The organism is Streptomyces sp. SM11 (genome assembly GCF_002910905.1).
Classification (GTDB): domain Bacteria; phylum Actinomycetota; class Actinomycetes; order Streptomycetales; family Streptomycetaceae; genus Streptomyces.
The window spans coordinates 1-16932 of the sequence record NZ_NEUE01000135.1; the positions used below are offsets into that span (position 1 = coordinate 1).

Here is a 16932-nt window from a genome sequence, read left to right on the forward strand (position 1 = left end):
GGTGGCCCGCAGGGGTGGCCCGCAGGGGTGGCCCGCAGGGGTGGCCCGCATATGGGTGAGGGGCGGCCGCAGAAATGCGGCCGCCCCTCACCCGTCGGTGTCCTACGTCGTGCCATCGCACGGTCCTGTAGCAGAACAGGACCGAGGCGTTCTACTGGCCCTGTTCGTCGTGGCGGCGCTGCCACCGCTGTTCGATGCGGTTCATCATCGACCGGCGTTGTCTCGGCCGGCGGCGTGCACCGCCGTCCCCGCTGTCTGCAGCGGCCGACTGTTGTTCACCGGGTTTGGGCGCTTTGCGCCATCCGGTGACCGCCAGCACGGCACAGCCGAGCATGACGAGGAACCCCACCACGCTGATCCAGATCTGCTGGGCGACCATTCCGGCCATGAGGAGCGCGATACCCACCAGGAAGCCAGCGACCGCCTGATAGACCCTTTTCCGGGTGTACGTACGCAGTCCGCTTCCCTCGAGCGCTGTCGCGAACTTGGGATCTTCGGCGTACAGCGCTCGCTCCATCTGCTCGAGCATGCGCTGCTCGTGCTCCGAGAGCGGCACGGGATCCTCCTCGTCGTCGGCCGCGGGGGCGACCGGTATGCGGCCCTTCCAGGATAGGCAGGGATTCGCCCCCGTGAAACCCGCCCTCTAGCGTTCAGCCAGTCCGGACCGCTATGTCGGCTCGGCTGCTGAGGCGTAGATTCCCCGACGACCGATCCGCCATGCCGGATGGTGTCACCCGATCATACGGGGCGTACGCCCCGTACGGGGGTCCTGAGTCCCACTCCGTCCGCAGCTGCGTTGCTGATCAGCGGCGCTTCTCGCCCAGAACGTGCAGCTGGGCGGCGACGGAATGGAACGCGGGCTGCTCGGCCACAGCCGCTTCCAGCTTGAGGAGCGCCTCCATGGCGCCGGGCTCGGTGTCCACCAGGCCGCCCGGCACGAGGTCGGCGAAGACCCGGACACCGTGTACCGCGGCGATCTCCAGACCGGCCTCGGAGAGCAGGTGGGAGAGCTGGTCGGCGGTGAACCTGCGGGGCACCGGGTCGCCCTCGCCCCAGCGTCCGGCCGGGTCGGTGAGCGCCTGCCGGGCCTCGGTGAAGTGACCGGCGAGCGCGCGGGCCAGGACGGCTCCGCCGAGGCCGGCGGCCAGCAGGCTGAGCGCGCCGGAGGAACGCAGCGCCTCGACCGCGTTGCGCACGCCCTCGGCGGGCTCGTCGACGTACTCCAGGACGCCGTGGCAGAGCACCGCGTCGAAGCCGTCACGCTCCACGACGTCGAACAGCCCGAGGACGTCGCCCTGGACTCCCCGGACCCGGTCGGCGACCCCGGCCTCGGCCGCGCGGCGCTCCAGTGCGAAGAGCGCGTTGGGGCTGGGGTCGACGACGGTGACCCGGTGGCCGAGACGGGCCGCGGGCACGGCGAAATTGCCGGTGCCGCCGCCGGTGTCCAGGACATCCAGGGCGTCCCTGCCGTTCGCCTTGGCCTGACGGTCCAGAGCGTCCTTGAGGACCTCCCAGACCACGGCGGTACGGAGGGAGGCGCGGGGGCGCAGCTGGTCCGACACGGCAGATGACTCCTCGGCACGGTGCCGCCGGGGACGGCGGAGCGTGAACAGTGCGGGTGGTGATGTGGGCGGTCACCACCCTATTGCCTCGCACCAGACCCCGGGTCACCCGCCGCCCGGGCGCTCCGGGCGTGGTTGCGGGAGCACCGGCTGGAGCACCAGCAGCCGTTCCACCAGGCGCAGGAACATGGCCGCGGCGCGCAGGAGGTCATCGGCGTCGCGCCCGCTGGCGGCTCCCGGCATGCCGGCCTCCGCGCGGGCCCGGCGCAGGGCGCCCGAGGCGAAGAGGGCGCTCCATTCGGTCAGTTCCGGTGCTATCTCCGGGAGGACCTCCCAGGCGCTGCGGATGCGCTCGCGGCGGCGCTTGTTCGTCTCGGGGCGGCCGCGGGCGGCCAGCACGGCCGCCGCGGTGCGCAGGGCGGCGAGGTGGGCGGTGGCATACCGCTCGTTCGGCTCGTGGAGCACGGCGGCCTCGTCGAGGCCGGAGCGGGCCTTGGCGAGCAGTTCGAGAGCGGCGGGCGGTGCCGTGCTGCGGCGCAGCACGGGGTGGACATCATCGGCCGGACCGGTCAGTGAGGGGGCAGGGCTGCCTGCGCGGCGCCGCGGGGCGGCGGCTGCGGACGAGCTGGCCATGACGAACCTCCTGTCGTCGTGTGACGGCTTCGTGGCCGTCTGTGTCCATGGTGGCGGGCCCCACTGACAATCGACCTGGATCCGCCTCTGACCTGCCGTTTTGCTTCGAGCCCAAGTTCGGACTACCTTTTTGCACTGACTGGTCAGTTCAATTAGGGAGGGTCTCTGTGGAGAGCCCGCACGGCGCGGCTGTCAGCGCCGAGGACTTCGGACTGGAGGGACCGCGCGGCCGGGTCTTCCGGAACGTGACGTTCAGCGCCGAGCCAGGAACGCTGGTGGCCATCGAGGGGCCGTCGGGATCGGGCCGCACCTGCCTGCTGCTCGCCCTGACCGGCCGGATGCGCACCACCGAGGGCCACGCGGAGACCGGCGGACTACGACTGCCCAAGCAGGCCGCCGCCGTCCGCAGGATCGCCGCCCTGGGCCCGGTGCCGGGCGTCAGCGAGCTGGACCCCGCCTTCACCGTCGCCGAGCACCTCGGCGAACGCGCCCTCCTCCAGGGCCGCTACGGCGCCTCCCTGCGCACCCTGCTGCGCCCGCGCGCCGAGCGCCGGGCCGCGGCCGAGGCCCGGGTCGACGAGGCTCTGGAGGCCGCGGGCCTCGATCCCGCCGTCCTGCCCAAGTCGGGGCGCACCTCCGTGCGGGATCTGGAGCGGCTGGAGGCGCTGCGGCTGTCCGTCGCGCTGGCGCTGATCGGCAAGCCGCGGCTGCTCGCCGTGGACGACACCGACCTCAAGCTCCCGGACGCCGAACGCGACCAGGCCTGGGCGCTGCTGCGCTCCGTGGCCGACGCCGGGACGACCGTGCTCGCCGTGTGCAGCAAGGCCCCCGAGGACACCCAGGTCGTACGCACCGCACCCGCACTCGCACCCACCACCGATGAGGAGACGGCCGATGCGTTCGCCGAAGCTGGCCGCGCTTGAGCTGAAGCGGTTCGGCAGGGGGAAGCTGCCGGCCGCCGCGCTGGTGGCCCTGCTGCTCCTGCCGCTGCTCTACGGCGCCCTGTACCTGTGCTCCTTCTGGGACCCGTACGGGAAGCTGGACAAGCTGCCCGTCGCCCTGGTCAACGACGACAAGGGGGCCACCAGCGACGGCAAGCGCGTCACGGCCGGGGACGAGATCAGCGAGAAGCTGCTCGACTCCAAGGTGTTCGACTGGCACGAGGTGAGTTCCGCCGAGGCCGAGAAGGGCGTCGAGGAGGGCACGTACTACCTCTCGCTGACGATGCCGTCGGACTTCAGCAAGAAGATCGCGTCCAGCGGCGGGGACTCCCCCGAGACCGGCGCACTCCAGGTGCGGACGAACGACGCGAACAACTACATCGTCGGGCAGATCTCCAGGACGGTCTTCGGAGAGGTGCGCAACGCCGCCTCCACCAACGCCTCCCGCGGCTTCCTGGACCGTATCTTCATCAACTTCTCCGATCTGCACGACAAGACCGCCGAGGCGGCCAAGGGCGCCGACGACCTCAAGGGCGGCATCTCGAAGGCCAAGCAGGGTTCCAAGGACCTCGCGGACGGCCTCAAGGACTCCAAGGCGGGCAGCAAGAAGCTCTCCGACGGGATCGTCAAGCTGAACCAGCTCTCGCGCGATGTCGCCACGGGCTCCGCGCAGGTGGCCGGCGGCACCCAGGTGCTGGCCGACAAGGTCAACGGGATCGCCGACGACGTACGCCCCTTCTTCCAGGACAACGGGAAGTCCATCCGCGACACGGCGCGGCTGGTGGCCGACACCTCCGGGGCCGTACGGCACAACCTCGACCTGCTCGTGAAGAGCGCGCCGACCGCCGCCGTCGGCGCCAAGGAGGCGGCCGACGAGCTCACCGGGATCCACCGCACCCAGTGCGAGGAGGCCGAGGAGCCCGACGCCAAGGTCTGCCCGCCGCTGGAGCGCGCCAAGGTCACAGCCGTCGACGTCGCGAAGATCGCCGCCGATGTGAACACCCTGGTCACCAACCAGAACGGCGACCTGAAGAAGCTGAGCACCCAGCTGACCGCCTTCCAGAAGCAGGCCGAGGACCTCGCGGAGCGCGCGCCGACACTGGACGACGACCTGACATCGGCCGTCAGCAAGGCCAACAAGCTCAACACCGGCGCCCACAAGGTCGCCAAGGGCGCGCAGGCGCTGCACACCGGACTCGGCGGCGCGCAGACCGGCTCCAGCAACCTGGACACCGGCGTCGGCAAGCTGAAGACCGGCGCGGAGAACCTGGACGGCGGGCTGTTCCGGCTCGGCGACGGTTCGGCCGAGCTGGCTCAGGGCCTCAACGACGGCGTGGACAAGATCCCGGACTACGGCAAGAAGGACCGCGACGCGCGGACCGACGTCATGGCCGACCCCGTCCAGCTGGCCTCCAAGTCGCTGCACGAAGCGCCCAACTACGGCACCGGATTCGCCCCGTACTTCATCCCGCTGTCCCTGTGGGTCGGAGCGATGGTGGCGTACATGCTGATCCAGCCGCTCAACCGACGGGCACTCGCCGCCGGGGCCTCCTCCTGGCGGATCGCGCTCGCCGGCTGGCTCCCGGTCGCCGCCATCGGCACGGCCCAGGTCGGCGCCCTGATGGCCGTCCTGCACTGGGGCCTCGACCTCCAGATGACCCACGCCGCCGGAACGATCGCCTTCCTGGCCCTGGTGACCTGCTGCTTCGCCGCGATCGTGCAGTGGCTGAACGCCTGCTTCGGGGCGGCCGGGCGGATCCTGGTGCTGGTGGTGCTGATGCTCCAGCTGACCTCGGCCGGGGGCACGTACCCCGTCCAGACCAGCCCCGGCTTCTTCGGCGCGATCCACCCGTACCTGCCGATGACGTACGTCGTCGAGGGGCTGCGCAGGCTGATCACCGGCGGTCCGCTCACCCCGGTCTGGCTGGGCTGCGCGGTGCTGGGGGCCTTCACCGTCGGCGCGCTCGCCCTGACCGCGTTCACCGCCCGCCGCAAGCAGGTGTGGAGCCTGAGCCGGCTGCACCCGGAGCTGAGCCTGTGAGCGCGCCGGGAGTCGAGCCGGTGAGTGCGGCGGGGCCTGGAAGAATCGGACTCATGGAAAGCAGTGGCACCACGCGCCGCCAGGCCACCCGGCAGAAGCTCTACGAGGCGGCGGTGACACTCATCGCCGAGAAGGGCTTCTCGGCGACCACCGTCGACGAGATCGCCGAGCGGGCCGGGGTCGCCAAGGGCACGGTCTATTACAACTTCAAGAGCAAGACCGAACTGTTCGAGGAGCTGCTCCGGCACGGCGTGGGGCTGCTCACGGCCTCGCTGCGGGCCGCCGCCGAGGAGTCCGAGGAACGCGGCGGCACCCGGGTCAAGGCGCTGGACGCGATGATCCGGGCCGGGCTCGCCTTCATCGACCGGTATCCGGCCTTCACCCAGCTGTACGTGGCCGAGCTCTGGCGCACCAACCGCGCCTGGCAGTCCACGCTGCTGGTGGTACGTCAGGAGGCCGTCGCGGTCGTCGAGGACGTGCTGCGGGACGCGGTGCGCAGCGGTGAGCTGAGCGAGGAGATCGACATCCCGCTGACGGCCGCCGCGCTGGTCGGGATGGTGCTGGTGGCGGCGCTGGACTGGCAGGCGTTCCAGCCGGAGCGCTCGATCGACGAGGTCCACTCGGCGCTGTCGCTGTTGCTGCACGGGCGGGTCAGCGGACGCTGAAGCCGGCCGGGCCCGCCGGAATCGCGGGTCCGGGTACGGGTACGGGACCCGGATCTTGTTCCCGGTACGGTCCGGGAACGGGATCCGGACAGGACCGGGAACGCCGAAGACGCCGACCGCTGGAGTTCGCATCCCCCGCGAACTTCACCGGACCGGCGTCTTCCGTGCGTGTCGGAAACCCTTTTCCCGTGACCTCGTATGTCCCCCGTGGTCCCCGGGCCTCCGTCGTGCACCCCCGTTGCGTCGGGGGAACCGCACCGTTCCGCCGCCCCGTGCCGGCGGTCCTGGCGCAGCGCCCCTTCCGTGGTCATCACTCTGCCGTCCACGCAGGTGGGAGCCTATCCGCGCAGCTACTCATCTCTGTCCCTAGGTACGCGTACTCAGGGCTCCGTGCCGAACCCCACCCGGGTCCGGCACGGGGTCGTTACGATCGCCTGCGTGTCGGTAATCCCCCTGGTGTTCACAAGCGGCTGGGCCAGCGGAATCAACGCGTACGCGGTGGTCCTGCTGCTCGGCCTGTTCGGCGCGACCGGCGTGTCCGACGAGGTGCCCGCCGCCCTGCAGCGCACCGACGTCCTGATCGTCGCCGGTGTCCTGTTCCTCTGCGAGGCGGTGGCGGACAAGATTCCCTACGTGGACTCGGTCTGGGACACGGCGCACACCGTGATCCGGCCGGTGACGGGGGCGGTCATCGCCGCGCTGCTCGCCGGGGAGAACGGTTCGCTGCCGGAGCTGGCGGCCGGTGCCATCGGCGGCACCACGGCGCTGATGAGCCATCTGGTGAAGGCCGGCACGCGGATGGCCGTCAACACCTCCCCGGAGCCCTTCAGCAACGTCGGAATGAGCATCGCCGAGGACCTCGGGGTCGCGGGAGTCGTCACCTTCGCCATATTCAATCCGGTGGCGGCCGCCGTGATCGCGGCCGTGCTGCTGGTGCTCGGGATCGTCATCGTGGTCTTCCTCGCCTCGCGGATCCGCCGCTTCCTGCGCCGCCGGGCCCAGCGCCGCGAGGAGAAACGCCTGGCCGGAACCGGTGGGCCCCGGCCTCCCGGCTGAACTGTCGGTGCCGGTCGATAAAGTCACCGGCATGGCACGAATTGCGGTGATCGGCGCCGGGACGGGCGCGATGGCGGCGGCCGCCCGGCTCGCCGTGGCGGGCGACAAGGTGACGGTGTACGAGCGGTCCGCGAGCTATGGCGGCGCGGTGGGCCGCCATGCGCACGAGGGCTTCGTCTTCGACACCGGGCCCGGACTGCTGCACCTCCCCGCCGTCCAGCGCGACCTCTTCGTGAAGACGGGCAAGGAGTCGCTGGAGCAGTGCGTGACGCTGACCCAGGTCGATCCGGCGAGCCGCCATCTCTTCGCGGACGGCACGACGGTGTCCCTGCCCAACGCCTCCCGGGCCGGGGTGGCCGCCGCCCTGGACGGAGCCCTCGGCGCGGGGGCCGGGGCGCGCTGGAGCGACTTCATGGACCGGGCCCGGGACGCCTGGGACCGGTCGCGGCGCCCTCTTCTGGAGGAGCCCCTGCGGGCGGACCACCAGGTGCTGGGGCGCGACCCGTATCCCGCCGTGCGGCAGCGGCGTCTGCTGCGCGGGGCCCGGCAGGCGGGCACGGTCGCGGAGATCGGCGCGTGGGAGCTGGCGGACGTCCGGCTCGCCGCCCTGCTCGACGGGTACGCGCTGTCCCACGGCCTCGACCCGCGCACCGCCCCCGCGAGCGCCGCGCTGCTGCCGTACATGGAGCAGACCTTCGGCAGCTGGTATGTGATGGGCGGGATGCGCGAGCTGGCGCGGGCGGTGTACGAGCGGTGCCTGGCCCGCAGGGTGGAGTTCGTCTTCGGGGCCGAGGTGCTCCGGGTCGTCGAGAGGGACGGCCGGGCCGCGGGCGTGGAGCTGGCGGGCGGTGAGGTGGCCGAGGCCGACCGGGTGGTGCTCGGGGTCCGGCCGGGCCCGGGGCTGATTCCGGGTCAGCAGGTGGGGGGCGCGGGCGCTGTGACGGTCCGGACGGGCTCGGGCGCGGGCGCGGCGGGCCGGTTCACGGTGCTGCTGTCGCTGCGCGGGGCCCGGGAGGCGGACGCGGTGCACCGGAGCGTGGTGCACAGCGCCGACGGTGCGGCGGAGCAGGAGGCGGTGTTCGGGGGCCGGGTCGCCGGGCACCCCACGGTGACGGTGCTGCGCCCCGACGATCCGGCGACCCGCCCGGACGCGGAGCACGAGGCGGTGACGCTCACCGCGACGGTGGCTCCGCAGGGGCCGGTCGACTGGCGGGACGCCGGGATGCGGCAGCGGTTCGCCGACGTCCTGGTCGAGCGGGCCGCGGCGGCCGTTCCCGGGCTGCGGGAGCGGATCCTGCACACCGAGGTCCGCACGCCCGCGGAGACCGAGGCGGAGACGGGGGCGGAGGGCGGTGCGGTACCACCGCCCGCGCTGGCCGGAGCGGACGGCGCGTATCTGCACCCGGGCAACCTCACCCGGCTGCCGGGGCTGTATCTGGCGGGTGGCTGGGCGCACCCGGGCGGCGGGCTCGCGCACGCCGGTATGTCGGGGACGCTGGTGGCCGGACTCGTCGTGGAGGGCGACGGCTTCCGCGGCTCCCGCTGAACGAGGAGTCCGGGCCCGCTGCCGTCGCCCGGGCAGCGGGCGACCGCCCGGGCACCGACCGCTGCCGACCGGGGCCCGTCTCCCGGCAGCGGCGGGCGGTCTCTCCACAGCGGCGCCGCTCGTTCAGTAGCGGTACTGCTCGTTCTGGCCGGTGTCGTAGCCGTTGCCGTACGGGGCGGGCCCCGCGGGCTGCTCCGGCCCCATCGGGGGGTGCTGCTCGGCGTCGCGCTGCTGCGGGACCCAGACGCCGCCGGGCGGGGTGTCCGTGCCGTACGTCTCCGCGCCGTAGCTCTGGGCGTAGGGGTCGGCGTAACTCTGCTGCCCGCCCTGGCTGTCGTAGCCGTCGCCGTAGGCGTCGTAACCGCCATGGGAGGGGGCTCCGTTGGTGGTGCCGATGTACGGGTCGGAGTAGGCGGCGTAGCTCTGCCGGCCGGTGCCGTAGTCGTACGTTCCGGCGTAGGGGTCGTCCTGGGCCGGCTGCTGTTCGTAGCCGGCGAACGGGTCGTACGCGGCGTACTGCGGCTGGGCCGAGGGGTCGGCCTCGTGGCCCTGGTCCTGGCGGGCGTCGCCGTTCGCGTCGTAGCCGGTGCCCCCGTACACGCCGTACTGGCCGGTGTCGTCGGGCAGCGGCTGCGATTCGTAGACGGACGGCGCGGACGGAGGGTGGTCGTACCCGGGGGCGGCGACCTCCAGGTCCGAGACCTCCAGCGTGGGTTCCTTCACCGCGGCGCCCTCGCCGCCGCCCCTGCGCCGGCGGCTCTCCCCCGGGCTGCCGCCCATGGCCCAGCCGGTGGAGAAGCCGCGCCGGAACGACAGCGTCACGAAGGTCTGGCCGGTGGCGAAGGCGAGGGTGCCGAGGACGATGACCGGGACGGAGGCCAGCAGCACCCCGACCACCACGCCGAGGAAGCCGGCGAAGGCGAGGAGCCGCCAGCGCAGTCGTGCCTTGTACTGCAGCAGCACCTCGCCGAGCAGCCACAGGGCCACCAGACCGAATGCGATGTAGAGGACCGTCCAGCCCACGCCCGCCCCCTCCTTCGGCCGTAACCGCGCCGGAGGCGGGTACGACCGGTCACGACTGCTTGTGCAGTCCGAGTTTTTCGTAGATTTCGAGCGTAGCCGTCGAGTTGTTGAGCGTGATGAAGTGCAGTCCGGGCACACCCTCGGACAGCAGCTTCGCGCAGAACTCCGTTGCGAACTCGATACCAAGGGAGCGTACAGCGGCTGGATCGTCCTTGACCGCGAGGATGCGCTCTTTCAACGACGCGGGCACGGTCGCGTTGCTGAGCTGGGAGAACTTTTCCAGTTGCTTCACGCTGGTAAGGGGCATGACCTCGGGGATCACCGGCGTTTCGCAACCCGCAGCGACCACCCGGTCACGCATCCGGAGATAGTCCTCCGGGCGGAAGAACATCTGGGTGATCGCATAATCCGCGCCCGCCCGGCACTTGTCCACGAAATGACCGATGTCCGTCTCCCAGTCGGACGACCGGGGGTGCATTTCGGGAAAGGCCGCGACGCCGACGCAGAAGTCGCCCGATTCCTTGATGAGCCGGACGAGGTCGGCGGCGTACTTCACCCCCCGCGGGTGCTCCACCCACTCGCCCATCGGGTCGCCCGGCGGGTCGCCGCGGACCGCGAGAATGTTCCTGATGCCCGCGTCGGCGTACTGCCCGATCATGTTGCGCAGCTCGGCGACGGAGTGGTCCACCGCGGTGAGGTGGGCGACCGGGGTGAGGGTGGAGTCGGCGGCGATCTGCTGGGTGGCCCGGACCGTCCCGGCGCGGGTGGAGCCGCCGGCGCCGTACGTCACGGAGACGAAGCTCGGGCGGACCGCCTCGACCCGGCGCAGCGCGTTCCAGAGGTTGCGCTCACCTTTTTCCGTCTTGGGCGCCCAGAACTCGAAGGAGTACGACGTCTTGCCGGTCGCTAGCAGGTCACGCACGGTGCGCGCGTGATCCGTCCTGGTGGAGGGTGTGCCAAGGGCCATGAAGGGAGATTAACCAGGGGGTGGACACTCTCCCAACCAGAGCGGGAAACTTTGTCCCGTATTGCCGGACTGTTGTCCATCCCTCGGACAAGAGCCCGAGATGTCCGGCAGCAGCACGCCGAAAGCTCAGAGCGTGTGCTCCCGGACACGGTGGGCCAGGTCGGCGGTGGCGGCGGCGGGATCGTCGGCCTCGGTGATCGCCCGGACGACGACGACACGGCGGGCCCCGGCGTCCAGCACCTGGTCCAGATTGCCCGCGTCGATCCCCCCGATCGCGAACCAGGGGCGCGGCTGGTCGAGGGAGGCGGCGTGGCGCACGAGGTCGAGGCCGGGGGCGTGGCGGCCGGGCTTGGTAGGGGTGGGCCAGCAGGGGCCGGTGCAGAAGTAGTCCACACCGTCCTGGGCGACGGCGGCGTCGGCCTCGGCCTCGGAGTGCGTGGAGCGGCCGATCAGCCGGTCGGCACCGATGATCGCGCGGGCGGCGGGGACCGGCAGGTCGCCCTGGCCGAGGTGCAGGACGTCGGCGCCGATGGCGTGGGCGACGTCGGCGCGGTCGTTCACCGCGAGGAGCTTGCCGTGCCGGCGGCAGGCGTCGGCGAGGACGGCGAGATGCTCCAGCTCCTCGGCGGCCTCCATGCCCTTGTCCCGGAGCTGGACGATGTCGACGCCGCCGGAGAGCACGGCGTCCAGGAAGGCGGGGAGGTCACCCTGCCGCTTGCGGGCGTCCGTACACAGATAGAGCCGGGCGTCGGACAGCTGCTCGCGAGGCGTGGACATGGTGGAACTCCCCCGGGGTCGTGACGGTGCACGGGCCGCGCCGGGCGGCCCGTGCACCGCTTTCTGTCGTATCGGATCAGACGGCGAGCGCCTGGGCGCGGCGCTTCACCTCCGTACCGCGATTCTCGCTCAGCGCCTCTGCGGGGGTGCCGGGCAGGGTCGGGTCGGGAGTGAAGAGCCACTCCAGCATCTCTTCGTCGGAATAGCCGTCGTCCCTCAGGAGGGTCAGGGTGCCTGCGAGGCCCTTGACCACCTTGTCGCCGTCGATGAAGGCGGCGGGCACCTGGAGCGTCCGGTTCTCACCACGGCGTACGGCGATGAGCTGGCCTTCCTTGACCAGCTGCCGTACGCGCGTCACCTGGACATCGAGCAGTTCCGCGATGTCGGGAAGGTGGAGCCAGGCGGGGACGAGAGCATCGGTCTTTGCGTCAATCTCGGTCACAAGGACAAGCGTGCCATCCAGGACCGACAGCCGGTAGCCGGGCCGACCGTACGGGGGTCGGCCGCGGCGGGTCCCGGGTCTCTCACCGGGCGGCGGACTTCAGCGGTACGACGGGGTCGGCCACCTTCTCCGGGTCGAGCACGGCCCCCGACTCGATGAGCCTGCGGCCCTGGGCGAGGTCGCGCGGGCGGCCCACGGCGAGCACGGCGGCCAGCGCGCCGTCGCGCAGCCAGCACACCGACCAGGCCGCGTCCGCCCCGTCGCCGCGCCACAGCAGGGTGTCGGCGCCCGCGTGGTGGCCCGCGTACTGCACGAAGCGGCCGAACTGCTCGGACCAGAAGTACGGTACGGGGTCGTAGACGGGGAGCGGTCCGCCGTCCTGGGCGGCCATGATCGCGGCGGCCGCGGTGCGCGGGCCCTGGAGGGCGTTGTCCCAGTGGTGGACCAGCAGCCGTGTCCCGTAGCGGGCCGAGGGGAAGGAGGCGCAGTCCCCGGCCGCGTACACATCGGGCAGCGAGGTGCGCAGCGCGCTGTCGGCGGTGACCGAGCCGTCCGGGCCGAGCTCGACCCCGGAACCGGCCAGCCAGCCTGTGGCGGGGCGTGCGCCGATGCCGACGACCACGGCCCCGGCGGGCAGGACCCGGCCGTCCGCGAGGACGACGGCCCCCTCCTCGACGCGGTCGACCCGGGCCCCGGTGAGGAGTTCGGCGCCGCTGTCGGCGTACCAGTCGGCCATCGGGGCGGCCACCTCGGCGGGCAGGGTGCCCGCGAGCGGGCGGGCGGCGGCCTCGACCACGGTGACCGCGCAGCCCGCGGCACGGGCGGCGGTGGCGAATTCCGCGCCGATCCAGCCCGCCCCGACGACGACCACGTCGTGCTTCCGGTCCAGGACGGGCCGCAGCCGGGCGGCGTCGTCGAGGGTGCGCAGCAGATGGACGCCGGGCACGCCCCCGGTGCCGGGCAGGGTCAGGGGTTCCGCACCGGTCGCGAGGACCAGGGCGTCGTAGCGGACGGGCCCGTCGGCGGTGTCCAGCACATGGCCGTCGGCGCGCAGGGCGGTGACGTCCAGGCCGAGGCGCAGGGTGATGTCCAGCGCCTCGAAGTCGACGTCGAAGGCGGAGTCCTCGGCCTTGCCCAGCAGCACGGCCTTGGACAGCGGCGGGCGGTCGTAGGGCTGGTGGGGCTCGGCGCCGATCAGGGTGACGGGCCCGGCGAAGCCCGCCTCGCGCAGGGCCACGGCGCTCTGCACGCCCGCCATGCCCGCTCCGACGACCACGACGTGCCGTGTCCGCTGCCGCGCCGCCCGCTGTTCCGTCTGCTCGCTCACCTGCCCACCATAATCAACTGACGCATCGTCAGACAGGGGGGTGCGGGGAGGGAGCTCAGGAAGCGAGCTGTTCCACCACGCTGGTGCCGCTGCCCTCCTGCGACTCCCAGGCCCACCGCTCCTCCAGACGCACCCGGCCGTCCGCGAGGTCGACGACCGTCGAGAGGCAGTGCCCGGACGAGGTCGTTCCGTCCTGCTTGAGCTGTACGTAGCGGAAGTCCAGCGCGTCCCCGTCCCGGGTGCCGACGAGATGGCCGCGGACCACGTCGCCGCCCGCGTACTCGGCCCAGATCCGGCCGTCCCGCTCGTGGTACGTGAAGCGGGTGCGGGTGCCGACCTGACCGGGGGCCTGGTCGGCGACGGGCGAGAGGACGAGTCCGTCGAGCGAACGGGCCATGGTGGGCGCTCCCTTAACTGCCACGGGCGGCTGGTCTAGGGTGGCCAAGGTAGAACACTCGCGGGAGCCCGGACGCACCGGGCTGAGAGGGAGGCTGGGCGGCCTCCGACCGTACGAACCTGCTCCGGGTCATGCCGGCGAAGGGAGGGGCTGGACACCCATGCGCGTCTCGGGGAGAAGTTCCGGGTCCGACGGATCCGACGTCCTCGTCATCGGGGGCGGAATCATCGGTCTGGTCACCGCGTGGCGGGCCGCCCAGCGGGGGCTGCGCGTCACGGTGGCGGACCCCGCGCCGGGCGGCGGCGCCGCACAGGTCGCGGCGGGCATGCTGGCCGCCGTCACCGAACTGCACTACGGCGAGCAGATGCTGCTCGGGCTCAACCTCGCCTCCGCCGCCCGCTACCCGGCGTTCGTGACCGAGCTGGAGGAGGCGAGCGGCCGGAACACCGGCTTTCGCACCTGCGGCACGCTCGCCGTCGCCCTGGACTCCGACGACCGCGCGCACCTGCGCGAACTGCACGCCCTCCAGGAGCGTTCGGGCCTGGAGTCGACCTGGCTGAGCGGCCGTGAGTGCCGCCGCCTGGAGCCGATGCTGGCCCCGGGCGTCCGGGGCGGCCTCCGGGTCGACGGCGACCACCAGGTGGATCCGCGCCGCCTCGCCGCGGCGCTGCTGACCGCGTGCGAGCGGGCCGGGGTCGCGTTCCGCCGGACGACCGCCGAGCGGCTCACCGTCGCCGGGGGCCGGGCGGCCGGGGCGCTGCTCGGCGACGGCACGGAGTTCGCGGTCGATCAGGTCGTGCTCGCCGCGGGCAGCCTCAGCGGCCGGCTCGCGGGGCTCCCGCCGGAGCTCGTACCGCCGGTCCGCCCGGTCAAAGGCCAGGTCCTCCGGCTCACCGTGCCCCCGGCGTACGCCCCCTTCCTCAGCCGCACCGTGCGCGCCGTGGTCCGGGGCGGCCACCTCTACCTCGTGCCGCGCGAGAACGGCGAGCTGGTCGTCGGGGCCACCAGCGAGGAGCTGGGCTGGGACACCACGGTCACCGCCGGCGGGGTGTACGAGTTGCTGCGCGACGCCCACGAACTGGTGCCCGGCATCACCGAGCTGCCACTCACCGAGACCCTGGCCGGTCTGCGTCCCGCGTCGCCCGACAACGCCCCGCTGCTCGGCCCGACCGCGCTGCCCGGCCTGCTGCTCGCCACCGGTCACCACCGCAACGGCGTCCTGCTGACCCCGGTCACCGGGGACGCGATGGCCGACGCCCTGACCACCGGCGAGCTGCCCGAGGCGGCCCGCCCCTTCGCCCCCGGCCGGTTCGAACCGGCCGTCCCCGCCGCCCCCGTACTCCAGGAGCAGCCCGTATGACCCAGCAGCCCACCGTGCCGGAGCCCGCCTCCGCGCCGGTGCCCGCCGCCGCCCCCGTACCGTCCGGAGCCTCGGTTTCCGTCTCGGTGAACGGGGAAGCCCGTGCCGTTCCCGCCGGGACGGCCCTGGACGCCCTCGTCGCCACGTTGACCCCGGCCCGCTCCGGGGTCGCCGCCGCCGTCAACGAGAGCGTCGTCCCGCGCGGCCGGTGGGCCACGACGACGCTCGCCGAGGGCGACCGCGTCGAGGTACTGACCGCCGTGCAGGGAGGCTGACCATGTCCGACGACGTCTTCACGCTGGGTCCTGCCACCTTCGGCTCCCGGCTGATCATGGGCACCGGCGGGGCCCCGAGCCTGGAGGTGCTGGAGCGTTCGCTGATCGCCTCCGGCACCGAGCTGACCACCGTCGCGATGCGCCGGCTGGACCCGACCGTGCGGGGTTCGGTGCTCTCGGTGCTGGAGCGGCTCTCCATCCAGGTCCTGCCGAACACCGCGGGCTGCTTCACCGCGGGCGAGGCGGTCCTGACCGCGCGGCTGGCCCGGGAAGCGCTCGGCACCGACTGGGTGAAGCTGGAGGTGATGGCCGACGAGCGGACCCTGCTGCCCGACACCGTCGAACTGCTGGACGCGGCCGAGATCCTGGTCGACGACGGTTTCGTCGTGCTGCCCTACACCAACGACGACCCGGTCCTGGCCCGGAGACTGGAGGACGTGGGATGCGCGGCGATCATGCCGCTCGGCTCCCCCATCGGCTCCGGGCTCGGCATCCGCAACCCGCACAACTTCGAGCTGATCGTCGAGCGGGCCGGGGTGCCGGTGATCCTCGACGCCGGCGCCGGGACGGCCTCGGACGCGGCGCAGGCGATGGAGCTGGGGTGCGCCGCCGTGATGCTCGCCTCGGCGGTGACCCGGGCCCAGGAGCCGGAGCTGATGGCCGGGGCGATGCGCCACGCGGTGGAGGGCGGGCGGCTCGCGTACCGGGCGGGCCGGATTCCGCGCCGCCGCTTCGCCCGGGCCTCGTCGCCGATGGACGGACGGGCGGTGCTCGATCCGGAGCGCCCGGCGTTCTGAGCAGCTGGGCGGGCTCGCCACCGAGGACGTGTCCCTGTCACGGATCGGCTGCAGAACGGCCGCGGGAGTGCCCCGGCCCGTCCGGGGTGTCGGCGACGGCTCGTAGACTCTCGGGGTGGACACGACCCTCCAGGACCCTCTCGTCGGGCAGCTGCTCGACGGCCGGTATCGCATAGAGGCGCGCATCGCCGTCGGCGGGATGGCCACGGTCTACCGGGCCGTGGACACCCGCCTGGACCGGGTGCTCGCCCTCAAGGTGATGCACCCGGCGCTCGCCACCGACGTCTCGTTCGTCGAGCGCTTCATCCGTGAGGCCAAGTCGGTGGCCCGCCTCGCCCACCCCAATGTCGTCGCGGTCTTCGACCAGGGCGCCCAGGGCGCGTACGTCTATCTCGCGATGGAGTACGTGGCGGGCTGCACCCTGCGCGACGTGCTGCGCGAGCGGGGGGCCCTGCAGCCCCGGGCTGCGCTGGACATCCTGGAGCCGGTCCTCGCCGCGCTCGGCGCCGCGCACCGGGCGGGGTTCGTGCACCGCGACATGAAGCCCGAGAACGTCCTGATAGGGGACGACGGCCGGGTGAAGGTCGCCGACTTCGGCCTGGTCAGGGCGGTCGGCACGGCCACCGACAGCACCGGCTCGCTGCTGGGCACGGTGTCGTATCTGGCCCCCGAGCAGATCGAACACGGCACGGCCGACACCCGCAGTGACGTATACGCCTGCGGGGTCGTGCTGTACGAGATGCTGACCGGCGCCAAGCCGCACACCGGCGAGACCGCCGCCCAGATCATCTACCGGCACCTCAACTCCGACGTCCCGGCCCCGTCCGCCGTCGTGCCGGGGCTCCCGGTCGCGCTGGACAGCCTGGTGGCGAGCGCGACGGCCCGCAGTCCCGAGGTGCGGCCGCACGACGCGGTGCTGCTGCTGGCCGAGACGCGTGAGGCCCGCACCGCGCTGACCGACGCCGAGCTGGACGCCGTACCGCCCCAGGCACTGTCGGAGGCGCACGACGGCGCGGACGACCGTACGAGCGTGATCCCGCGGGCCCTCCCGGCGGACGGCGGCGGCGACGGCGGGGTCGTGCACCGCACCAGCCGCCTGGAGATGCCGCCGGCGGGCCCCGCC

The 16932-nt window shown here is 72.8% G+C and carries 18 protein-coding genes and 1 riboswitch; of the genes, 9 read left to right on the plus strand and 9 right to left on the minus strand.

Going from position 1 to position 16932, the window contains the following annotated elements; all coding sequences use genetic code 11:
• Positions 1–151: 151 nt before the first annotated feature.
• The 3 genes from B9S58_RS10320 to B9S58_RS10330 form a co-directional block, all read right to left on the minus strand.
• A complete protein-coding gene (locus B9S58_RS10320; RefSeq protein WP_103531813.1) occupies positions 152–556 on the minus strand; it encodes a DUF3040 domain-containing protein in 405 nt (134 codons plus the stop codon).
• A gap of 247 nt (positions 557–803) precedes the next feature.
• Positions 804–1562 carry a methyltransferase gene (locus tag B9S58_RS10325; protein WP_103531814.1) on the minus strand — a complete coding sequence of 253 codons (759 nt, stop codon included), beginning with the start codon at positions 1560–1562 and terminating at the stop codon, positions 804–806.
• A gap of 105 nt (positions 1563–1667) precedes the next feature.
• Positions 1668–2195, minus strand: coding sequence for an SAV_6107 family HEPN domain-containing protein (locus B9S58_RS10330; protein WP_103531815.1), 528 nt, complete (start codon positions 2193–2195; stop codon positions 1668–1670).
• Between the two features lie 167 nt (positions 2196–2362).
• Here B9S58_RS10330 and B9S58_RS10335 point away from each other — a divergent pair, with 167 nt between their 5' ends.
• The 5 genes from B9S58_RS10335 (at position 2363) to B9S58_RS10355 (ending at position 8444) form a co-directional block, all read left to right on the plus strand.
• The gene (locus B9S58_RS10335) at positions 2363–3118 is read left to right on the plus strand and encodes an ATP-binding cassette domain-containing protein (RefSeq protein WP_103531816.1); all 756 of its coding nucleotides are present in this window, start codon (positions 2363–2365) and stop codon (positions 3116–3118) included.
• A complete protein-coding gene (locus B9S58_RS10340; RefSeq protein WP_103531817.1) occupies positions 3090–5177 on the plus strand; it encodes a YhgE/Pip family protein in 2088 nt (695 codons plus the stop codon). The genes B9S58_RS10335 and B9S58_RS10340 overlap by 29 nt, the downstream gene beginning before the upstream one ends.
• A gap of 53 nt (positions 5178–5230) precedes the next feature.
• Complete coding sequence (locus B9S58_RS10345) at positions 5231–5842, plus strand: TetR/AcrR family transcriptional regulator (RefSeq protein WP_103531818.1); 612 nt, start codon at positions 5231–5233, stop codon at positions 5840–5842.
• Between the two features lie 438 nt (positions 5843–6280).
• A complete protein-coding gene (locus B9S58_RS10350; RefSeq protein ID WP_103531819.1) occupies positions 6281–6898 on the plus strand; it encodes a DUF4126 domain-containing protein in 618 nt (205 codons plus the stop codon).
• 31 nt (positions 6899–6929) lie between these two features.
• Entirely contained in the window at positions 6930–8444 is a 1515-nt protein-coding gene (locus tag B9S58_RS10355) for an NAD(P)/FAD-dependent oxidoreductase (RefSeq protein WP_103531880.1), read from the plus strand.
• Positions 8445–8567: 123 nt separating this feature from the next.
• On the opposite strand, the gene B9S58_RS10360 is transcribed toward B9S58_RS10355, so the two are convergent.
• The 6 genes from B9S58_RS10360 to B9S58_RS10385 all read right to left on the minus strand — a co-directional run bounded on the left by B9S58_RS10360 (position 8568) and on the right by B9S58_RS10385 (position 13377).
• A complete protein-coding gene (locus tag B9S58_RS10360) occupies positions 8568–9467 on the minus strand; it encodes a hypothetical protein (protein ID WP_103531820.1) in 900 nt (299 codons plus the stop codon).
• Positions 9468–9516: 49 nt separating this feature from the next.
• Positions 9517–10434, minus strand: a complete 918-nt coding sequence (gene metF, locus B9S58_RS10365; RefSeq protein WP_103531821.1) for a methylenetetrahydrofolate reductase [NAD(P)H] — start codon at positions 10432–10434, stop codon at positions 9517–9519.
• 126 nt (positions 10435–10560) lie between these two features.
• Positions 10561–11211 (minus strand): thiamine phosphate synthase, encoded by a 651-nt coding sequence (thiE, locus tag B9S58_RS10370; RefSeq protein ID WP_103531822.1) that lies wholly within the window; start codon positions 11209–11211, stop codon positions 10561–10563.
• 76 nt (positions 11212–11287) lie between these two features.
• The gene (locus B9S58_RS10375) at positions 11288–11653 is read right to left on the minus strand and encodes an Rv2175c family DNA-binding protein (protein ID WP_103531823.1); all 366 of its coding nucleotides are present in this window, start codon (positions 11651–11653) and stop codon (positions 11288–11290) included.
• Positions 11654–11735: 82 nt separating this feature from the next.
• On the minus strand, positions 11736–12980 hold the full coding sequence (locus tag B9S58_RS10380; protein ID WP_103531824.1) for an NAD(P)/FAD-dependent oxidoreductase: 1245 nt from the start codon (positions 12978–12980) through the stop codon (positions 11736–11738).
• Between the two features lie 55 nt (positions 12981–13035).
• Positions 13036–13377 carry a hypothetical protein gene (locus tag B9S58_RS10385; RefSeq protein WP_103531825.1) on the minus strand — a complete coding sequence of 114 codons (342 nt, stop codon included), beginning with the start codon at positions 13375–13377 and terminating at the stop codon, positions 13036–13038.
• A gap of 50 nt (positions 13378–13427) precedes the next feature.
• Positions 13428–13540: riboswitch (TPP riboswitch) on the plus strand.
• Here B9S58_RS10385 and thiO point away from each other — a divergent pair.
• From thiO to B9S58_RS10405, 4 genes are all read left to right on the plus strand, one after another.
• Positions 13538–14737, plus strand: a complete 1200-nt coding sequence (gene thiO / locus B9S58_RS10390; RefSeq protein ID WP_103531826.1) for a glycine oxidase ThiO — start codon at positions 13538–13540, stop codon at positions 14735–14737. Its footprint overlaps the riboswitch before it by 3 nt.
• Positions 14734–15012, plus strand: coding sequence for a sulfur carrier protein ThiS (gene thiS, locus B9S58_RS10395; protein WP_258044299.1), 279 nt, complete (start codon positions 14734–14736; stop codon positions 15010–15012). The genes thiO and thiS overlap by 4 nt, the downstream gene beginning before the upstream one ends.
• Before the next feature lie 2 nt (positions 15013–15014).
• Positions 15015–15809 carry a thiazole synthase gene (locus B9S58_RS10400; RefSeq protein WP_103531827.1) on the plus strand — a complete coding sequence of 265 codons (795 nt, stop codon included), beginning with the start codon at positions 15015–15017 and terminating at the stop codon, positions 15807–15809.
• 115 nt (positions 15810–15924) lie between these two features.
• Positions 15925–16932: protein kinase (locus B9S58_RS10405; RefSeq protein WP_146063489.1), on the plus strand; the 1008-nt coding region annotated here is incomplete at its 3' end.

Coding starts and splice junctions, on each gene's coding strand:
- B9S58_RS10330 (WP_103531815.1), bottom strand. CDS start 2,195: ATGGCCAGCTCGTCCGCAGCCGCCGCCCCGCGGCGCCGCGCAGGCAGC.
- B9S58_RS10340 (WP_103531817.1), top strand. CDS start 3,090: ATGCGTTCGCCGAAGCTGGCCGCGCTTGAGCTGAAGCGGTTCGGCAGG.
- B9S58_RS10345 (WP_103531818.1), top strand. CDS start 5,231: ATGGAAAGCAGTGGCACCACGCGCCGCCAGGCCACCCGGCAGAAGCTC.
- B9S58_RS10355 (WP_103531880.1), top strand. CDS start 6,930: ATGGCACGAATTGCGGTGATCGGCGCCGGGACGGGCGCGATGGCGGCG.
- metF (WP_103531821.1), bottom strand. CDS start 10,434: ATGGCCCTTGGCACACCCTCCACCAGGACGGATCACGCGCGCACCGTG.
- thiE (WP_103531822.1), bottom strand. CDS start 11,211: ATGTCCACGCCTCGCGAGCAGCTGTCCGACGCCCGGCTCTATCTGTGT.
- B9S58_RS10385 (WP_103531825.1), bottom strand. CDS start 13,377: ATGGCCCGTTCGCTCGACGGACTCGTCCTCTCGCCCGTCGCCGACCAG.
- thiO (WP_103531826.1), top strand. CDS start 13,538: ATGCGCGTCTCGGGGAGAAGTTCCGGGTCCGACGGATCCGACGTCCTC.
- thiS (WP_258044299.1), top strand. CDS start 14,734: ATGACCCAGCAGCCCACCGTGCCGGAGCCCGCCTCCGCGCCGGTGCCC.
- B9S58_RS10400 (WP_103531827.1), top strand. CDS start 15,015: ATGTCCGACGACGTCTTCACGCTGGGTCCTGCCACCTTCGGCTCCCGG.